15 protein-coding genes, 1 tRNA gene and 1 other RNA gene are annotated in these 17223 nt (G+C 56.7%); 6 read left to right on the forward strand and 11 right to left on the reverse strand.

What is annotated here, in order from left to right; all coding sequences use genetic code 11:
• Positions 1-31 precede the first annotated feature (31 nt).
• Positions 32-475, reverse strand: a complete 444-nt coding sequence (gene ndhN / locus GG26_RS06030) for an NAD(P)H-quinone oxidoreductase subunit N (RefSeq protein ID WP_011429907.1) — start codon at positions 473-475, stop codon at positions 32-34.
• Positions 476-919: 444 nt separating this feature from the next.
• Between ndhN and msrB the strand changes: the two genes are divergently transcribed.
• On the forward strand, positions 920-1330 hold the full coding sequence (gene msrB, locus GG26_RS06035) for a peptide-methionine (R)-S-oxide reductase MsrB (protein ID WP_011429906.1): 411 nt from the start codon (positions 920-922) through the stop codon (positions 1328-1330).
• 49 nt (positions 1331-1379) lie between these two features.
• Positions 1380-2183, forward strand: coding sequence for an FTR1 family iron permease (locus GG26_RS06040; RefSeq protein ID WP_099812250.1), 804 nt, complete (start codon positions 1380-1382; stop codon positions 2181-2183).
• Positions 2184-2457: 274 nt separating this feature from the next.
• Here GG26_RS06040 and GG26_RS06045 read toward each other — a convergent pair whose 3' ends face one another.
• From GG26_RS06045 to GG26_RS06080, 8 genes are all read right to left on the reverse strand, one after another.
• Entirely contained in the window at positions 2458-2670 is a 213-nt protein-coding gene (locus GG26_RS06045; RefSeq protein WP_011429904.1) for a CP12 domain-containing protein, read from the reverse strand.
• Positions 2671-2914: 244 nt separating this feature from the next.
• Entirely contained in the window at positions 2915-3646 is a 732-nt protein-coding gene (locus GG26_RS06050) for an energy-coupling factor ABC transporter ATP-binding protein (protein WP_099812251.1), read from the reverse strand.
• 33 nt (positions 3647-3679) lie between these two features.
• Complete coding sequence (locus GG26_RS06055) at positions 3680-3949, reverse strand: hypothetical protein (protein WP_011429902.1); 270 nt, start codon at positions 3947-3949, stop codon at positions 3680-3682.
• Positions 3950-4041: 92 nt separating this feature from the next.
• Positions 4042-4926: a hypothetical protein gene (locus GG26_RS06060; protein ID WP_414389390.1), complete on the reverse strand. Its 885-nt coding sequence runs from the start codon at positions 4924-4926 to the stop codon at positions 4042-4044.
• A 116-nt stretch (positions 4927-5042) separates the two neighbouring features.
• Positions 5043-6644, reverse strand: a complete 1602-nt coding sequence (locus GG26_RS06065) for a helicase HerA domain-containing protein (protein ID WP_414389393.1) — start codon at positions 6642-6644, stop codon at positions 5043-5045.
• 1646 nt (positions 6645-8290) lie between these two features.
• Positions 8291-8986: a hypothetical protein gene (locus GG26_RS06070; protein ID WP_414389396.1), complete on the reverse strand. Its 696-nt coding sequence runs from the start codon at positions 8984-8986 to the stop codon at positions 8291-8293.
• 22 nt (positions 8987-9008) lie between these two features.
• Positions 9009-10028 carry an endonuclease domain-containing protein gene (locus GG26_RS06075; RefSeq protein ID WP_414389399.1) on the reverse strand — a complete coding sequence of 340 codons (1020 nt, stop codon included), beginning with the start codon at positions 10026-10028 and terminating at the stop codon, positions 9009-9011.
• A gap of 69 nt (positions 10029-10097) precedes the next feature.
• Positions 10098-10169, reverse strand: a tRNA-Lys gene (locus tag GG26_RS06080).
• A gap of 100 nt (positions 10170-10269) precedes the next feature.
• On the opposite strand from GG26_RS06080, the gene ssrA reads away from it, so the two are divergent.
• The 3 genes from ssrA (at position 10270) to lpxD (ending at position 12421) form a co-directional block, all read left to right on the forward strand.
• Positions 10270-10665, forward strand: a transfer-messenger RNA (tmRNA) gene (gene ssrA / locus GG26_RS06085).
• A 127-nt stretch (positions 10666-10792) separates the two neighbouring features.
• Positions 10793-11311, forward strand: a complete 519-nt coding sequence (locus GG26_RS06090; RefSeq protein WP_414389402.1) for a DUF4330 domain-containing protein — start codon at positions 10793-10795, stop codon at positions 11309-11311.
• Positions 11312-11326: 15 nt separating this feature from the next.
• Positions 11327-12421, forward strand: a complete 1095-nt coding sequence (lpxD, locus tag GG26_RS06095; protein ID WP_414389404.1) for a UDP-3-O-(3-hydroxymyristoyl)glucosamine N-acyltransferase — start codon at positions 11327-11329, stop codon at positions 12419-12421.
• Here the strand turns inward: lpxD and GG26_RS06100 are convergent.
• Both GG26_RS06100 and GG26_RS06105 read right to left on the reverse strand, forming a co-directional pair.
• A complete protein-coding gene (locus tag GG26_RS06100; RefSeq protein ID WP_414389407.1) occupies positions 12418-13611 on the reverse strand; it encodes an RNA-guided endonuclease InsQ/TnpB family protein in 1194 nt (397 codons plus the stop codon). The two genes, lpxD and GG26_RS06100, sit on opposite strands and share 4 nt — an antisense overlap.
• 97 nt (positions 13612-13708) lie before the next feature.
• Positions 13709-15847 carry an FkbM family methyltransferase gene (locus tag GG26_RS06105; protein WP_414389410.1) on the reverse strand — a complete coding sequence of 713 codons (2139 nt, stop codon included), beginning with the start codon at positions 15845-15847 and terminating at the stop codon, positions 13709-13711.
• Positions 15848-16307: 460 nt separating this feature from the next.
• Here GG26_RS06105 and GG26_RS06110 point away from each other — a divergent pair, with 460 nt between their 5' ends.
• Positions 16308-17033 carry a Uma2 family endonuclease gene (locus GG26_RS06110; protein ID WP_414389412.1) on the forward strand — a complete coding sequence of 242 codons (726 nt, stop codon included), beginning with the start codon at positions 16308-16310 and terminating at the stop codon, positions 17031-17033.
• Positions 17034-17223: the final 190 nt, after the last annotated feature.

Genomic DNA, 17223 nt, shown 5'->3' on the forward strand with positions numbered 1-17223 from the left:
CAAAGAATTTTCGAGGAATCTGAACAGATCCTCAGGCACTCTGCAGAGGTTGCCACCGAATTGACCGCTCTCGACCCAGCTCCACCACAAATTTCACGCCCTTATCTTCTTGGCTCAGCTTCACCAGGTAGGAGAGCTCTTGCCGGCTGAGCACATGCCCCTCGTAAAACCAAAACACCAATCCCTTGGCCTTTGGGGGCAAGGTGGCGCGGTACTGCTCGATCAACGAGGGGTAGAAATAGGTGCGCCGCTGCGATTTGCCCAGCGTGGCAGGCCGCACCCCATGGCTGGACGTCAGATAACTGGCCAGATCCCCAATCCCCTTGCTGGAAAGGGTGACTACCTCGTAGCCAGCTCCGCGCAGCCGCCGCAGGTAGTGCCCTTCCGATCCCCCTTCTGGGGTAACAAAGATGGCCAGAGCCCCACACTGCTCGAGCTGCTGCACAAACTTGGCGCCTGAGCCGACCAGCAACATGGCAATAACTCCGTCGTTTTCAGGGTTAGCAAAAGAATCCCCAGGCCAGCCCGCCTAGGCCGAACGGATCCCTTGCCTGTGCTCATTGTAGCGGGAGTATGTCCCCAGCCAGGGATAGAAGCTACAGATAGAACTCATAGAGAAGCTCGCCGACTCTTTGCCGCGCGGAAACTGCCGGCTTTGGCTGAGGGGTAGCCGACCAATGGTGAAGATACCCGTACCTTCGCCTTTGTGGGGAAGAAGACGTGAAGAAGAGTTAAGATACATACAAGCATCTGCTTGCAAGTCTCAGAAACAGCCGGACAGGGCAACTGGAGAGTCCGGCGGCGATGGCTTCACCCATGTCAGGACGGACAAACCGCTTATGCGACGAGGCAAGCTTTTGACTTGACAGTGGCCGGGTTCGTTACGGCACCCCTCAGCTTGACAGGAGAGCAACAGGCGATGGCTCAAGAAATCTATCCCGTTACCAAAACCGACGCTGAGTGGCGACAACTGCTCACCGAAGAGCAGTACTATGTGCTGCGCCAAGAGGGAACCGAGCCCCCCTTCCGCAACGCCTACTACGACAACAAGGCTCCAGGGATCTATGTCTGCGCTGGCTGTGGGCAGGAGCTCTTTTCCTCGGCAGCCAAATACGACAGTGGCACTGGTTGGCCCAGTTTTTGGGAGCCGATTGCTCCTCATGTGATCGGCACCAAGACGGATTGGAAGTTGCTTGTGCCTCGCACCGAGGTTCACTGCTCCAACTGTGGTGGTCACTTAGGGCACGTGTTTCGGGACGGTCCCCCACCAACGGGTCTGCGCTACTGCATCAACTCTGCTGCTCTGAAGTTCATCCCCGCCACCACCTGAGCCTCTCCTCAGGTAACGCTAGAATTGAGCCACCTGCCTGGGTGAACCTATGTCGGACTACACCTTTTTGGATGCTGCCTCGATTTTGCTGCGGGAGGGTCTGGAGGCGCTTTTGGTGCTGGTGGCTTTGCTGGCCCTTCTGCGCAAAAGTGGGCAGTCGGCCCCGCAGCGCTGGGTGTGGCTGGGGGGATCCATGGGTCTGCTGGCAGCGGTGATGCTCGCCTTGCTGGTGAAGTTGTTTTTCCAGCAGTTGCTGACCCACACCCGCCAAGAGGTACTGGAGGGGATGACTGGGCTGGTGGCAGCAGGTTTGCTGTTTTCGGTCAGCCTCTGGCTGCACCGGCGGGCCGCCCTTGCTTCCTGGCAGACCTTTGTGCAAGAACAAGCCCAGGCAGCGCTCGCCACAGGCCAGGTTTTTTCCCTAGCTTTCCTGGCCTTTGCAGCGGTGTTTCGCGAGGGGGCAGAAACGGTGTTGTTTTACGTGGGATTGGCCCCTTCCCTGGCGGCAAAAGATCTCTGGCTGGGGATCGGTCTGGGATCCCTGCTGCTGGTGGGGATGGCGGTCTTGCTGCTGCAGGTGGGGCTGAAGCTGCCCTTGGGGGCTTTTTTCCGGGGTTTAAGCCTGCTGATTTTTTACTTGGGCTTTAAGTTCCTGGGCAGCGGCCTCCATGCTTTGCAAGTGGCGGGCTGGCTTCCGATCACCCCCTTATCCGGGATCCCGAAGCTGCGCTGGTTGGGTTTGTATCCCACTTGGCAGACGCTGATCCCACAAATGGTGCTGCTGGGAACAGCCTTTGTCTTGTGGATGAGGCAATGGCGGCGGGCTGACTCTGCTCAAAAGCTTTCTCCGTGAGAAACTTTCTTTGCGAGCAGGGTGCCTCCCACAACCCTCAAGTTCGAGGGGCTGGGGTTTCGAGGGTTGTTGCTCGAAGTAGCCGGCGATCCTCCCTCTTCCTGGGGTGAGCAAAGTGTCCCGGCTGGACTCAATTCTCGGTGCCCAGCTACGCATTCCGGCCCAGAAAGACGAAGCCCGCCAGCAGGGAGCTGGCAGGCCGCTGGATCTTGTCGGGGATCCCACTTGCGATCGCTGTCGATAAACCGAGACCGATCTGCAGGGTTACCAGAAATCAGGTGTCGTAAACACGGCACTCGACGGCGTCGGGGTTTTCAGCACAGTGCTGCTCAAGGCTGCTGGGAGCTTTGGGCTGGTGGCTGCGGGCTGCCAGCACTTCCTCAACAGCATCCCAAGCTGCACGGCAGTGAGGATCCCCTTCGCCGTACTCAGAGCAGACTTTGCGCGCGTTCTCCAGCTCTTTGGCAATGACTTCAGACAGTCCCATATTCTCAAGCTCCTTTCAACGAGATGGGGCCAGGGGCCCACGGGTATAATCTGCTGACGCAGATCCGCAGGGATCTAGCGCACTCGCGGATCAACAGGCAGAAACCTGCCGCTCCGCAGGGTAGATAAGTCCAGGATGATGCCTTGCTGCCAACCTATCGATCGCTGTGGATACATTACCATTCTAAGCAGCGACCGCCGGGGGTTGCAGCCACCCTTTTGCGATCTCTTCGGGATCAGCGGGGCTAAGACCTGAAGGCGCCAAACAGTTGTCCAAGCTGTTGCCGCACCTGCTCTGGGGATCCCTGATGGCGCACCTGTCCTTCGGAGAGGAAAATTGCTCCATCCGCCCATTCCAGCTCTGCCAGCCGATGGGTTACCCAGAGAGCGGTGATCCCCTCTTGATCCACCAGGCGGCGGATGCACCGCAGCAACTCCGCCTGGCTCTCGGGATCCAGCAGGGCTGTTGGCTCGTCCAAAAGCAGAACCTCGCTGCGCCGGGCCAGCGCCCCAGCGACTGCCACCCGTTGCTTCTGTCCACCGCTGAGGCCGTGGATGGGCCGGCGGATCAAGTGCCGCAAGCCCACCTGCTCCAAGGCCATTTCCACCCGCTCGGCAATCTCTTCCAACGTGAGGGGTTCTGCCCCCAAACCAAAGGCGACGTCTGCCCCTACCGTCGGCATGAACAGTTGGTGATCCGGGTTTTGAAACACGTGGCCCAGCCGCCCGCGCACCTCCAGGTGGCCCGCTAGGGGCTGAGGATGGGTGAGGGATCCGGACAACAGTTGCAATAGGGTAGACTTGCCGCTGCCGTTAGGCCCCAGCAGCATCCACAACTGGCCTTTGGGAATGACAAAGCTGCACTCCCGCAGAACCGGGGGACGCTCCGGCCAGGCAAAGGTCAGGCCCTCCACCCGAATGGCCGGCGGGGACTCCCTCTTGCCGCCGCGCAAGGACTCTGTCCCCCTCTCCGACATGAGAATCCCTCGCGAAGACCCGAAGAGCTGCTCTCAACCCTGCAACTGCGCCAAAAAGCCGGGACGAGTTCCTGGGGCACCAGGGCCACCCGACTTGGTGGTCATTTGCACGCCACACAGCTCGCCGGTGAGCAGGAACACCTTTTTGCCGGTGCGGTCACAGGTCAGCTCCAAGCTTTGGGGGGATCCGCTCTGGAGAGCGTTGACCACGCTTTGGTAGGCGCGGTTGGCCGCTTCCTCCTCTTTTTGGTGGACGACGATGGGGGCGGGATTCCCTTTCAAAAGCAATTCTAGGATATACATGGCTGACCGTTCGCGTAGTGGGCTGTGGACACCTGATCCCAGTATCGCAGGTCGGCGGAAGACCTGGAGGCCGGCAAACCCAGATCCCAGCGCTAGGGGCAGGGGCGGGCGGAGGTGGGATCCCCTGGATTGAGACCGGCAAACCAGCTCGACAGGGCCGCCGGCAGGCAGAGGCCAGGGTTGCCCTCGATGTGGAGCCGTTCCAGCCGCGGCAGTTCTGCCAAGAAGCTGGGCAGCTCGCCCGTGAGCCGGTTACGGGCCAAGCGCAGATCCCGCAATTGCTTGAGTTGGGCCAGCTCCGGAGGCAGGGATCCGCTGAGGCGGTTGTCTGACAAGTAGAGGTTTTCCAGGTTGTGCAGTTGCCCCAGTTGGGGCGGAATGGGCCCAGAGAGCTGGTTGCGATCCAAAAACAGCCCCTTGAGGGAGCGCATCTGGCCCAGTTGGGCGGGAATGGCGCCGCTGAGCTGGTTGTTTTGCAAGCTGAGGTTTTCTAGGCGGCTGAGCCGGCCTAGCTCTGGGGGGATGGGGCCGGAGAGCTGGTTGTGATCCAAAAACAGGCCCCGCAGGTTGCGCAGTTGCCCTAGCTCCGGCGGAACGGGGCCGGAGAACTGGTTGTAGTCGAGAAAAAGCTGTTCCAACTCCCTCAACTGCCCCAGCTCGGCGGGGATGGGGCCAGAAAGCTGGTTGTAACTGAGAGACAAAGCCCGCAGGTGGTGGAATTGGCCAATCTCCGGCGGCAGGGATCCGCTCAGCCCGCGGCGATCCAACACCAACTGGACAAGGCACTGATCCCCATCAAACAGAGCCACTTCCTCCACCACCACCTCAGGCCGGCCCATCGCAGCCAAGACTTGCCGTAGGAGGAGAGGATCCCGCTCCCGACAAGAGGCGAAAGACCAGGCCATCGTCCCCCAGCTCAGCCAAGCCCCAATGGCCAGCAAGAGCAAAATCCGAGCTTGTCTTTTGACTGATCCCATTGCCCCTTCCCGGCCAACGTCTTAAGGGAGCATAACTCCCCTCCAGATCCTTGCCAACTACTTACTAGCTGGGGGAAGGGGCAACAGTTCTTCCAGAGCAGGGCGCCAGGCAGGAGCTAGGATTGGCTGCCTTGAGAGCGCTGGATCACCTCAGCTTCGCTTAGAGGGGTGGGGGCGTGAAAAGACAGGCACCAAGGAGTTTGGATTTTGCAGGGCGGGTGAAGCTGCTGCGAGGAGAGATAAAACTGTCCCACCTTTAAGACAGCCACATCTTCTCCGCTTCCTCCCCGCTGGGCAATTTGCTCGCGCACTACCTCAATGGCTGCCGGAGACGTGACTCGGCCAAAAAACTGGGTGGAGCAGTTGGCGATGACGTTGTGGTCGATGCTCTTGGGTGCTTGGGTAGCAAAAATGAGACCCAAGCCGTATTTGCGCGCTTGGGCGGCCAGGCGCAGCAGGCTCTGCTTGCAGGGGGTAGTCCCCTGGGAGGGCACAAAGTCTTTGGCCTCGTCGATGGCCAACAGCCCGCGCACTGGCGCTTCCGGCGGGGCGGGGTTTTTCTTGATCCAGGTAAACAGCGCCATGGCCAGTTGATTGAGAAATTGCTGCTGTTCCCCCAGGGTGGGAAGGCCCACCAAGTTGACAACCGACACCCGGGTTTTGCCGTAGTCTGAGCCCAGCCCCAACAAGATGGCCGGATCCAACGCCATCCCCTGTTGATGGAGCAACTTGTTGTTAACCATGGCAGCCTTGAGGAGATTAGCCATCTGCAGCGCCAGTTGCGGCGCCTTGCTGATACCGGCTCCTGCTTCCGGAGGCAGGTCCGCAAGGAACTCGGCAAAGTCAGCTAGAGATCCCGGCTGGTGGGTGGCAAAGTACTTCAAAGCTGCCTTAAGAACCCCCCGCTTCAGCTCGTCGCTGACGGTCTTGCCGGGAGCCACGATCTCCTGGAGGGCGCCCCAGGCCATGTCGACGGCTTGCTCCAGCTCTTCGGGATCACCGGCCAGCGCAGCAAAGTCCGGCAGGGGGGCAAGGGTGAGGGGGTTGCCCGCCGCCAGCCCAGGGGTCCAAACCACCACCTCGGTTTGGGCAAAGTAGCGCTCTGCTTTAGCCTGATCCTCCTCTGTCCAGCCTTCGGGAGCGGCAGGCCAGGGATCCCCCAGCCGGGCCAAGTCGTTGGCTGCATCGATGACGATGGAAGGGATCCCCTGCAAGGCTGCCTCTTCCACCATTCGCCTCAAGAGCACCGTTTTCCCCGAGCCGCTGCCAGCCAAAATCACAGTGTGCCGCACCAGCTCTGGGACGGGCAGAAAGACCGGATCCCCTTCTCGATTGGCCACCCAACGCCGCCCGACCAACAAACCCGTTAGGTGCAGATCCTGCTTGGCTTGAGGGGCCTTGCCGTTCTCTACCCTAGAAAGTGAGAAATCCCCTTTTTTGGCAGGCTCAACTTTTGGAGTTTCCTGCGCAGGGATCCCTTCCCTCAGCCAGGCGAGGAGCTTGGCCAGACCCGAATCCGGCTCGGCGGCTGCCAGTTGGGCAAGGGGCTGCCGCTCGGCCAGCCAGTCCGTAAAACCGGGTCTGGATTGGAGCTGCTCCAGGGCCCGCAGAACCCTGATTTCCCTTTCACTGGGCCGCCAGTGGATCCCACCCTCCTCAAGGAACTTTTGCCACAGTTTCTGAGTACGTTCGCCTCCTGGTAGGGAGGTAGTGCGCACCACTACCAACTTGCGAAATCGCAGGGCCGCGTCGATCCCGGCTGCCGTCCTAGCAGCTACTAAGCGAGTTTGGAAAGATCTAGGATTAGTTGATTGAATAGCTGTAAAACAAAGGTGCCTTTCCCGCTCGTTTGCCTCGTAGAAGATTAGCCGCAAGCGAGAATGCAGAGGCGAGAAACTTCTGGATCCAGGGAAGTCAGTTTCCACTTGGATGCCAATACTAGCCGGCAACTTTTCCTGCCGGACGAGAAAGTTGCACAGAGAAGCTAGGGGCTCTTTCCATATCTCGCTCTCGTTTTCCTGTAAATACGGGGAAATATCAACCTTTTGCTTGACCTCCTCAAAGATTCGATCTAGTTCCTTCAGTGGAGGGAGACTTGGAGTGATAGGAGCAGAACTTGGGACACCTAACTCGGTAACTCTCCCTTCCCGTAGGCATTGCTCCCTGTGCTCATGACATTTCTGGAGGAGCTGCCGAGGGAAGAGCTGCCGAGGACAGATACCCTGCTGGAAGAACTCCGGCTTAAACGGGTAGGAAGGATAGGGAGGGATAAAGCCCACCTTGTGGTAGGCAGCCTGCAGGCGAGGAACAACAACTGCCTCAGCGACACTGTCCGAAAGAAGAGGCCTCAAAGTTAAAGGCCGCTCAAAGCGTCCTGTAAAGGTTTTAACAGCTGTTTTCGTTAGAATTTCCCAAGACTGGTCTAGGCACGAGATGATGACAAGGGATCGGGAGAGGCAGTCCCGTAGCCCAATGAGGCCACCTGCGATGTTATGAATGATGTTTTGGGAAGCTTCTCTTTCTGTCTCTGGCGAGAGCTCCTGCAAGGATGACGAAGGACTAGGACTTGTATGAGATTGCACAACAATGGGATCCAACTGATCCAAAGCAACTACAGTGGGTCCCCTTAGGCTCATCAGCCAAGAAAGCCCTGCAACAACTTGACTAGGATTTAAGCTGGCGTTGGTAAAACCGAATTGTCGGGCAACCTCTGATTCCACACCTAGGCCCTGTATCCAGCTAGTACCTATTGACGCCAGTGAAAAATCATTCGAATTAGCTAGAATGGCAGCTCGTACACAATCTTGGTACTTGATGGTGTGCTTGCGATCTTGAGTGAATAGCCATTGCAGAGTTTGTCTAATGACGTCGAGCAAAGATTCGTGGGAAAAACTGGCGATCTCCTTCGCCTGCTTGGGAGTAGAGAGAGCTCTCAGAAAGACCAGATCGAGAATTTTTTGGAGCTGGCTAGTGCCATCAGGCTCTTCCTGAAGCAGAGAGGTGAGGTAGCCCTGGATTACGGTTTCCCAAAAGTCCTTCACATCGGTCATGTCCACTAGGACAAATCCCACCCCTTTTTCAAAGCAGTGCTGTCTTAAGACCCTGAGAAGGTGGGTTTTGCCAGAGCCACCCTTGCCAAGCACAGGGATTCCAAAGGGTGTCTCCATCTGGGGAGATTGGATTAACTTCTCCAGCCGGCTGAATAGCTGCTCCCTGACATCCCGGTTAAGCTCAGGAACGTCAAAATCCGGAGGTTGCCAGATTTTTCTAAGATGAACTGTCCAATCAAAATCAACCTCCTTGAGGGCTTCTAGAGCTTTTTGTTGGTTGATTGAGAAAGAGGTACTTTCCTTGGAAGTCATGGCTAGTTCCTAACACGAAGAACGTGCTTTTTGTAGCCGTACAGGTCAATAGCGGCGGCTTCGATTTCAGGAGTAATAGACAGAGGATCGTCCAGGTCCATCAGCACTATCTTGGCTTGGCGGCTCAAAGTCAGGAGCGCCTGATCCAATAGCCAGGAGGGAACATCGGGAAATCTTTTGCGCAAGTCGGATAAGTAGACTAGGTAGTAGCGCCCTCCCATCTCCTCGCAGGTGCGAAAGACCTTCTCGAGGAAGTTAGGATCAACCTCCCCTTCGCTAACTTCCCAGGGCTGCGTTTGCCCAGTAGGAACAGGGGCTGCTCCACCGAGAGAGGGTCTGTTCGCGCTACTCGGCCGTAGGCCTAGAATCCGCGCCAAGGGAACGTTCTCCCGCTGTGCGTAATCCACTAGGGTTGCCAACGCCTTTTGCAAAACAACTGCTGCCTCTGGCGACTTGGAGCGGGCGATGGCTGTTGGAGGTGTGGTAGAAGCCCAGTCCCAGGCCTTGTCAGTCAGCACAAGCCGGGTTATCCTCCTTCCCTTTTCGACTACAGTCTTGCATTCAATGAGGCCCTTTTCCTCCAACAGCTTGAGCTCTTTGGCCCTATGCTTTGGCTTCACTTGCGACTTGGTCGGTTCTTCCCCTGTTAGCAGGAGCTTCCAGAGCAAGATTTCGCTTTTGGGCAACAAATCGCTCATTTCCCCAACCTCCAGCCCTGCCTCAAAGCCGGCTCTGTTGCAATTGAACCACCTCGCGGATCATCTCCACCGCCCGCTCGCAGTCGGACATCACCAGCTCATTGGGAATCCGCAACACCAAGTAGCCGGAGATGAGCAACTCGTAGTCCCGCAGGCGATCCTGGTAGTAGTGGTTTGGCTCGCGGTGCTCTGGCCCATCCACTTCCACTACCACCTTACCCTCCCGCCAAAGCAGATCCGCTCGGAAAGTGCGTCCGTTAACACTCTGTACAGTTTGGTTGAATTCCAGCAAATTCTTTAACTGCGCATCTGCTGCCACCCGGTCGGCCAGCTTTCTCTCAGCGGGACTGAAGGGGTGAGGGGATCCCTTGTAACCCACCACCACCTGCACCGAGCTGTCGAACTCCTTTAGCCTCTCAGGAAGCGGCAGTCGAATGGCACCGTAGCTCACGGAGGCCAATTCGGGGTGATCAGTCAAAGCGCTCGGCACCACCAGCACCAGCCGTGCCTGACTGTGGTCAGCCAACCAGATAGCTGCCTTGGCCAAGCCGAGTAAGTAGCTGGGCGCCGGCTCCGTCTCATTGGTTGCCAAAGCCAAGGTCAGCTCGCGAGGGGCAATGGCCTTGGCCAGTTGCTGCACCTGGATCGCCCGCTGGATCCCTGGCAGCAGAGGCAGGCGTTGCTGTTGGCACAGGTGCATGGCCGCCTTGAGCCAGGCGTTGGCAATGGTGGGATCCTGTTTTGCTGGTAGCTCTTGGGCGCGGAGACGATTGTGAGCTTGAACCTCTGCCGTTGTGCCCGGCTCAAACTTTTCCCCATACCAATAAGGCCAGAGGGATAGGGCTACCCTCGCCAGCACTTGCAGACACTCATCGAGGATGGCATCCTGGGCAGGAATTCGGTGCCAAAGCTTGGAGACAAAGACCGTCTCTCGAGTTTCAGCCTCCTCCGCCAGGCTCGCTAGCGCCTCCTCCACGCACGGCGCCAGCAACAGCTTGACCTCCCCCTCTTTGCCTAGGTCTTGCCACGCAAGAACGGCCACCTCGCCTCTCCCACCTGCCTCCTGGAATCCTAGCTTAGGCTGGGGCAGGGGAGAGAGGGCATTGAAAGCTGGGTCGGCAGGGATTCGAACCCTGGGCCAATCGGTTAAAAGCCGAGTGCTCTACCGCTGAGCTACCGACCCGAGTTTACACTTTCGTTATGATAGCAGGACTTTTGTCACATTCGCAAAGACTCTAGCCGGATCCCCGAGAGTTTTGCTAGTCTAGATGTAAGCTAACCCCGGGGCTGTAACGGTTTCGACGGGGTGGCGAACAAGGGTTCATGATGCAGGTCGGGATTGAGCTTATCCCGTTACCACCAGGCTCAACACAGTACGTGCGAACAACGTCGTACCTTTTGCTCGTAAAGCGGCTGCTCTGGCTGCCTAAGGCTCAGTAAGAGAAGTCTGAGCTCGAGGATCCTCCCACGACCCCGTTAAGTGGGCGGGTCACAACCCCAACGGGTGCAGCTCTCTTCTCCGGCTCCGTCGAGGGAGAGCCTAAGCTTAGGCGGAGATCTCCCATCGCCGGGATCTAAACGGCGATCCCTGCCTCGAGGGTCAGAAAGGCTAAGCCTGTGAAGGAGTGAGCCCCCAGTACCCATCTCGGACACGGGTTCGACTCCCGTCAGCTCCACTTCTTTGCCAGTTGGCTGCCACTGGTTACCTAGCGGTGAGCGCGCGGGTGGCTGCACTTGGCCGATGACCATGTTTCCCAGTTAGGAGAGCACCCTACAATAAAGCAGGGTGTTGGAAGAGAAGTGGCCATGCGGCTCATCGATGAACGGGGGCGTCTGCTGGGGAAGGTCAGCCTTCTGGATCTGGGGGCGCTGGCCATTGTAGTAGCGGCGATTGCGGCTGTCCTGTTTTTCCCCGGGCGGCAGGCGGGCAGCGTCGTCCAGGTGGGGGGTGGCCCCACGCTGCCGGTGGAAGTGGATATGATTGTGCGGGGAGTCAGCAGCCGATCCCTGGAACCTTTTCAAGTAGGTCAGAAGGCTGACTTGATCATCCGCAACCAACCCTACGGCCAGGTGGAGGTGGTGCGGGTGGAAAATGTCAGCCGCACTGTGCCGGTGGTTTTTCCCGATGGACGGGTTGAGAACTTGCCTGACCCAGAGCCCTACCGCTTTGATCTGGTGTTTACCTTGCGGGGACGGGGCCAGCGGACAGAAAATGGCGTTGTCCTAGGCAACAACCGCGTCAAAGTCGGCGTTCCCCTGGAGCTCGAGACCTTTAGCTACAACTTGCGTGGAACCGTGATGGATGTGCGGCTGCTGCAATCGTAGAGGATCTCAAGCCCAATGCAGCTACAGGAGATCGCCCAAAAATTGGGATGCCCCTACGAGGGAGATCCCAACCTAGAAATTCACGGCGTGGCTAGCCTCGCAGAGGCGCGCCCAGGAGAGCTGAGTTTTCTCAGTGAAGCCCGCTACCTACCCTTGCTGGAGCAGACCCAAGCCAGCGCCGTCATTGTGGAGGAATCGCTGGTTCTGCCCCGCCCCATTGCTTGCCTGCGAGGGAAGGATCCCCGTCTGCTCTTTGCCCAGGCCATCGAGCTGTTTTACCAGCCCTATCGCTTGCCTGTTGGGATCCATCCCACCGCCGTGATCGATCCCAGCGTGGAGTTGGGGGAGGGGGTAGCCATTGGGCCCCATGTGGTGGTGATGGAAGGGGTGAAAATTGGCGACTACACCCAAATCCACCCCAACGTAACCATCTACCCCCACGTGCGGGTTGGATCCCGGTGTCAGCTTTTCGCCAACTGCGTCATTCACGAGCGCACCGAAATTGGCGACGACTGCCTCATCCACAGCGGCGCGGTCATTGGCGACGACGGCTTTGGCCACATTCCCCTCCCCGATGGCTCCTGGCGGCGCATGCTGCAGGCGGGCCGGGTGGTGCTGGAAGACGGCGTGGAGGTGGGCAGCAACACCACCATCGACCGGGCCGCCGTTGGCGAGACCCGTATTGGCCGCGGCACCAAGATCGACAATCTGGTGCAAATTGGCCACGGCGTGCGCACCGGATCCCACTGCCTGATCGTGGCTCAGGTGGGCATTGCCGGCAGCACCCAGTTGGGCCACCACGTCATCTTGGCTGGGCAATGTGGCTTGGCCGGGCATCTTCACATCGGCGATGGCGTGCGTGTGGCCGCCCAAACAGGCGTCACCAGCGATATCCCCGCCGGTCAAACGGTGGCAGGCTACCCCCATCAACCCATTTCCGAATGGCGCAAGAGCATGGCCGTCCAGCGGCACTTGCCTGAGCTCCAACGTACCTTGCGCAAGCTGGAAGCTCGTGTGGCCAAGCTGGAACAGAACAGCACGGATAGAGCCCCCAACGCAAAAATGCTCGAAGTGGGCGTGGATCGTAAACTACCCGGCTCCGACCGCTAAGCGGTACGGAGCGGGCTTTCAGTAGCCCTGAGCCTGCTCTGCTCTACCAGAGAACAAAACAGGCCCGAACCTCTAGGCTGGTTTACGACAGCCCCCAAAAGCGCAATCACATTCGCACCATTCAAATCCGCATCCCCTTCCCATCCACAGTGCCCACACTTGAACGACTTGCCACTGCGGTAGGATTGCGCAGGATCGGGATGGATATGCAAACACTTGTGGCAGGTCTGCGACGTGTAGGCGGGCGGCACAAGAATCAGAGAAACCCCTGCAACCCTCGCCTTGTACTCCAGAAACTGACGTAGTTGGTAGAACGCCCAACTGTTGGTCCTACGCCGCTCGGCTTTGCTGCGGGGTTGTTGATTGACCCTTTCCCGGATCCCTGTCAGGTCTTCCAGGGCGATAGCGCTGTTGGTAGCCTTTGCCCTAGAGACAATAGCTTTAGAGATGCGATGATTGACCCACGCCTGAAAGCGCCTCTCCTTGCCAGACAGCCGTTGCAACAGTTCTCTGCATCTGCGCCGCGAACTGCGGGTGCCCTTACTGGCTTTGCGTTGGAGTACCGCCCTCAACCGGGAGTAGTGGTCTCGGACTTTGTTCAACTGCTGTCCATTCCAGTTGTCCCCCTCTGACGTATGGGCAATATCTGTCCTCCCCAAGTCCACCCCGATCACCTTGTCGGTATCTTGTTGCTTGGGTGGCTTTTTCTCTACGCAAATCTGGATGTAGTAGGAGCCATCCTTCCGCTGGACTAGGGTGGCCGATTTGGGGTTAGAGCCAGCCAGCATTCCCCTCTGGTAGTTACCAATGGCTAGCTCAAAGCGTTCTCTCCCTTCAACCGTGGTCAGCGACACCGTCCAGTCTTTTTGACGGAACGAAAAGATGCGAGCGTCGTAGGTAACAAAGCCGCTCTTAAACTCCTTGACGGGACGCTTTTTCTGCTTAGCCACTTTGCGGGAACCCGCTACCCGTCTGCACACCTGTTGAGCCAAGTTACTGGACAAGCCAAACCGGGCTCGAATCTCGTAGTAGCAAAGGGATTGCAGTTTGACCGCGTTGACGATCTTCTCCGGCGTGTTCTGGTTGACCCAGTTCAAGGCTTGGCCAAAAGCCTCCATCGTCGCGTCCAATTTGGCGGCTTGCGACTGGGACGCCTCGAGCTTACAGGAGACGGTCAGGACTTGGCTCATAAGTTCATTGTACTTCATCAAAGCGCATTCCTCCCGGCACTGACCCTACGGGTACAGTGCGGGGCTTCTGCGATTTCTAGCTGACTGGGAGAACTTTTTACCGAAGAGGTTCTCGTGAAACGTCATGAAGGATATACCTTCTACTCAAGTAGCAAAGAGTACCTAGATGTGTGTGAACTATGTTTCCCTTGTACAAAACATGGGTAGGGCATAGGATCTGGTCTATTAATCGTCTATCTTCTTCAGAGTGAAACTCTAGGTATATTATCTTAATGTCGACTAGAATTTCGAACAAATCCTTTAATATTTGGGTCTCACTACCTTCAGTATCTATCTTGAGAATATCGATGTTGTAAGCGCCAACACTCTTTAGAAATGAGCCTAGGAATGAGCTTGCCTTTACAAGCTGTACAACTCTTGGAAAGTCAGCATATTGGTTCTTGTGTATCGAACTATAACAGGCCGTTACAAGACTACTGTAGAAAGTCTTGGTGATATCATCACTGTACAGCCCAAAAGGGTATACAGTGCAGCCGCCTATCTCTAGGCTGTTTAGCTTCAGCAAGTGAAGAGCTACAGGGTCAGGCTCGAAGCAAAGAATAGTAGCATTTGGATAAAGCATTCGAAAGTAGGCGCTTGCGATGCCTATGTTTGCTCCTACATCAACAATTATTGATACGCCATCGACGAAGTTTAAAAAAGGATATGACTGCTTACTAAAGATTTCGTCAGTCGTGAATAGCGCTGCGCCTTCTTCCTCCTTATAAAAATTGAGACGTAGTGTCCAAGAAGATCCATCCGCTCTAGTCGCGCCCAAGAAAACTCTTTCAACGCTCGCTAACTTTGTTGCGTTCGAGAACACCAATTGATTTTGTTCATCAAGGACAAAAACAAATTTTGAGTAGGGCAGGAGTCGAGAAGTAAGATGGCTGTTGGATCTGGCAATCAGAACATCCCAAGTCGCAGTACCTAAGTGGCTGGACTCTTCCTCCCAGACATGTACTCTGGAAACGACCCTCTCGTCCTTGGGAAGCTCAGACACTGGGAACCCGGCCTCAACATAGACTTCTAGTCTCGGCAGATCCAGGAGATCTGCCACAACTGCTACTGGGCAGTCTTTGCTAACCAGTACCTTAAGTTGCTCCTCTACACGGTGTAACTCCTGAACAGGTTCGTAGATAGCAAGGCGTGTATTGACAAGATCTCTGTAGGCAGTGCTAATGAAAAATCTGGGATCGGACTTAGCTGCGTAAAAGTTGGGTAGCTCTCCCTTGAAAACCCAATTCATCAGATCGGCTATCCGATGCTTGGGATGCCAGTCCACAAGAAACTTTTCATAAGCTCTTTTAGCTATCTCTAGAGCCAGCCCTGGATTTTCTAGGTAAAACTTGATTTTCTCAACTAGCTCCAGCTCAGAACTATAGACGTCGCAGTATAAGCCGGGGCTCAGATACTCATCAAAGCCGGATGCAAAGGAGAGCTTGTCTGTCAGCAAAAAGCCACCTGCAGAAATCACTTCCAGGTTCCTAAGGTTCAGATCCCCATTCAGGCTGCAGTTAAACGAAATCAGCGATTCGGCAAATAGGCGGGCTGCCTCTTGACGGTTGGCAGTTTTGGCAAGAATGGGCAAGTGTGCCCTCTTTATGGCTTCGACCAGACGGGAACGTCTGGGATGGTCGGATCCCTGATGGCCAATAAAGACAACTTGGCTTTCTCTTGCTTCTACCCACTTGTGGACAACCGTATGCATGGAGATGAGAGGTAGCCAGGCCAGGTTTTCCGCGCCCGCCGCGGCAAACCAGTGCAGGTGCTGGCGGTTGTAATCAGTAACAACATAATCAAAGGCTTCAACGGCCCAGTAGGCCAAAAGATGTTCGATGGGGAAGTGCCACTGATGCGTATCTCCGGCTAGTAAGACGGTTGGACAGCCAAATTTTTTCGTGTTGAAGGGGTTGCTGTATTCGCAGCTGGCAGCTCGTACAATCACCAAGTCAAACTCTTTATCCACAATCTGCTCAGACTGCTGGACAAAGTCATAGAGGTCATAATCTCCTTCCGGACACTCCACCAAGCCTTCACGACGGTTGACATAGCCTAGTCCACAGCCCCCCACTCTTTTTTTGGGACAGACAGTTACTTGCCGATCTGAAAGCTGCGGCGGTGGGATGTAGTCTGGCGGAATTGGCCAGCTCAGGAGAACTCGCGGTTGCAGAGTTTCTTTGTTGGAATTTTCCATAGCTCGTCCTTCTAATCAGTGCTGCTGACAAAGTGTAGCTTCTGCCCAGGCTACAAAGAGGGCTAGTTTTGCACTATCCTGCCCTACGTGCATCCATAATGACAAAGTCAGGAGCCAAGTGCTGATTATACCTACACACCTACCAAGTTAGACGGTGCATTCGCGGAAAGCTGGCAGCGCAAGTGCCAAATGGACTCACTCATCTGCGTTACCCAAGCCTGGTCGCAGCAGCGCCCCAGCTGCTTTGCTGGCAACAATGAGATGGGGGAAGGTTTCCAGACATTGAGGCCGCGTGGATTCGCTGGGCCACTGCTTCTGGGGAATTGGTGCCCACCGAGGCCGAACTGGAGCGGCAAAGGGCTGAGCAAGAGCGACAGCGAGCAGAGCGCCTGGCCCAGAAGCTGCGGGAGCTGGGGGTGGATCCCGATACCTTGTAAGGGTAAAGAGAGGAGAACTGGCAATGACTAACCCGAACCCAATTACTGAGGTGCTGGATCCGGTTTATCTACCCGAGTTGCCCCCCACCCAAGACGAGCTCCCCTACGACGACAGCGAACCTATGGAAAGCTGGCGGCACAGGTGCCAGATGGACTTGCTCATCTCCACTACCCAAACCTGGTTGCAGCAGCGCCCTGATGGCTTTGTCGGTGGCAATATGTTTCTCTACTACAGCTTGGAGCAGACCAGCGGCCGCAATTTCAAAGGGCCGGATTATTTTGTGGTGTTGGGCGTGCCTAAAGGCGAGCGCAAAAGCTGGGTGATTTGGGAGCAGGGCAAAGGGCCGGACGTGGTGATTGAGCTTCTTTCTCCCAGCACTGCCCAGGAGGACAAGACAAGCAAAAAGCAACTTTATGAGCAGATTATCCGGGTGCCGGAGTACTTTTGGTTTGACCCGTTTGAGCCAGAAGACTGGGCGGGGTTTCGGCTAAGGGGCGGCCGCTATGAGCCAATTCAAGAGGATGCAGAGGGTTGCTTGCCGAGCGAGGTTTTGGGATTGTACCTAGTGAAGTGGGAGGGCAGGTTTCGGGACATCGAGGCCACCTGGATTCGCTGGGCCACTGCTGCTGGGGAACTGGTACCCACCGAGGCCGAACTGGAGCGGCAAAGGGCTGAGCAGGCCGAACAACGGGCAGGGCGCCTGGCCCGGAAGCTACGAGAGCTAGGGGTAGATCCAGACGCCCTGTAGACAGCCAAGTAACTCAAGACAACAGATGGATCCCTAGGAGGCCAACAGCAACACAGGTAGCTTTTGAATAGCAGGCCGTAATCCCTTGGGAAAGCGCTCCCGCTTCAAGGGATAGCGATAGTTGAGTTGGGGAATAAGTCTGATACATTTACGCTGAACACTGCTGAACATCACTGTTCAACTATGCAGC

This window comes from Synechococcus sp. 'PEA 65AY6A-5F PE A' (genome assembly GCF_047462575.1).
GTDB lineage: Bacteria > Cyanobacteriota > Cyanobacteriia > Thermostichales > Thermostichaceae > Thermostichus.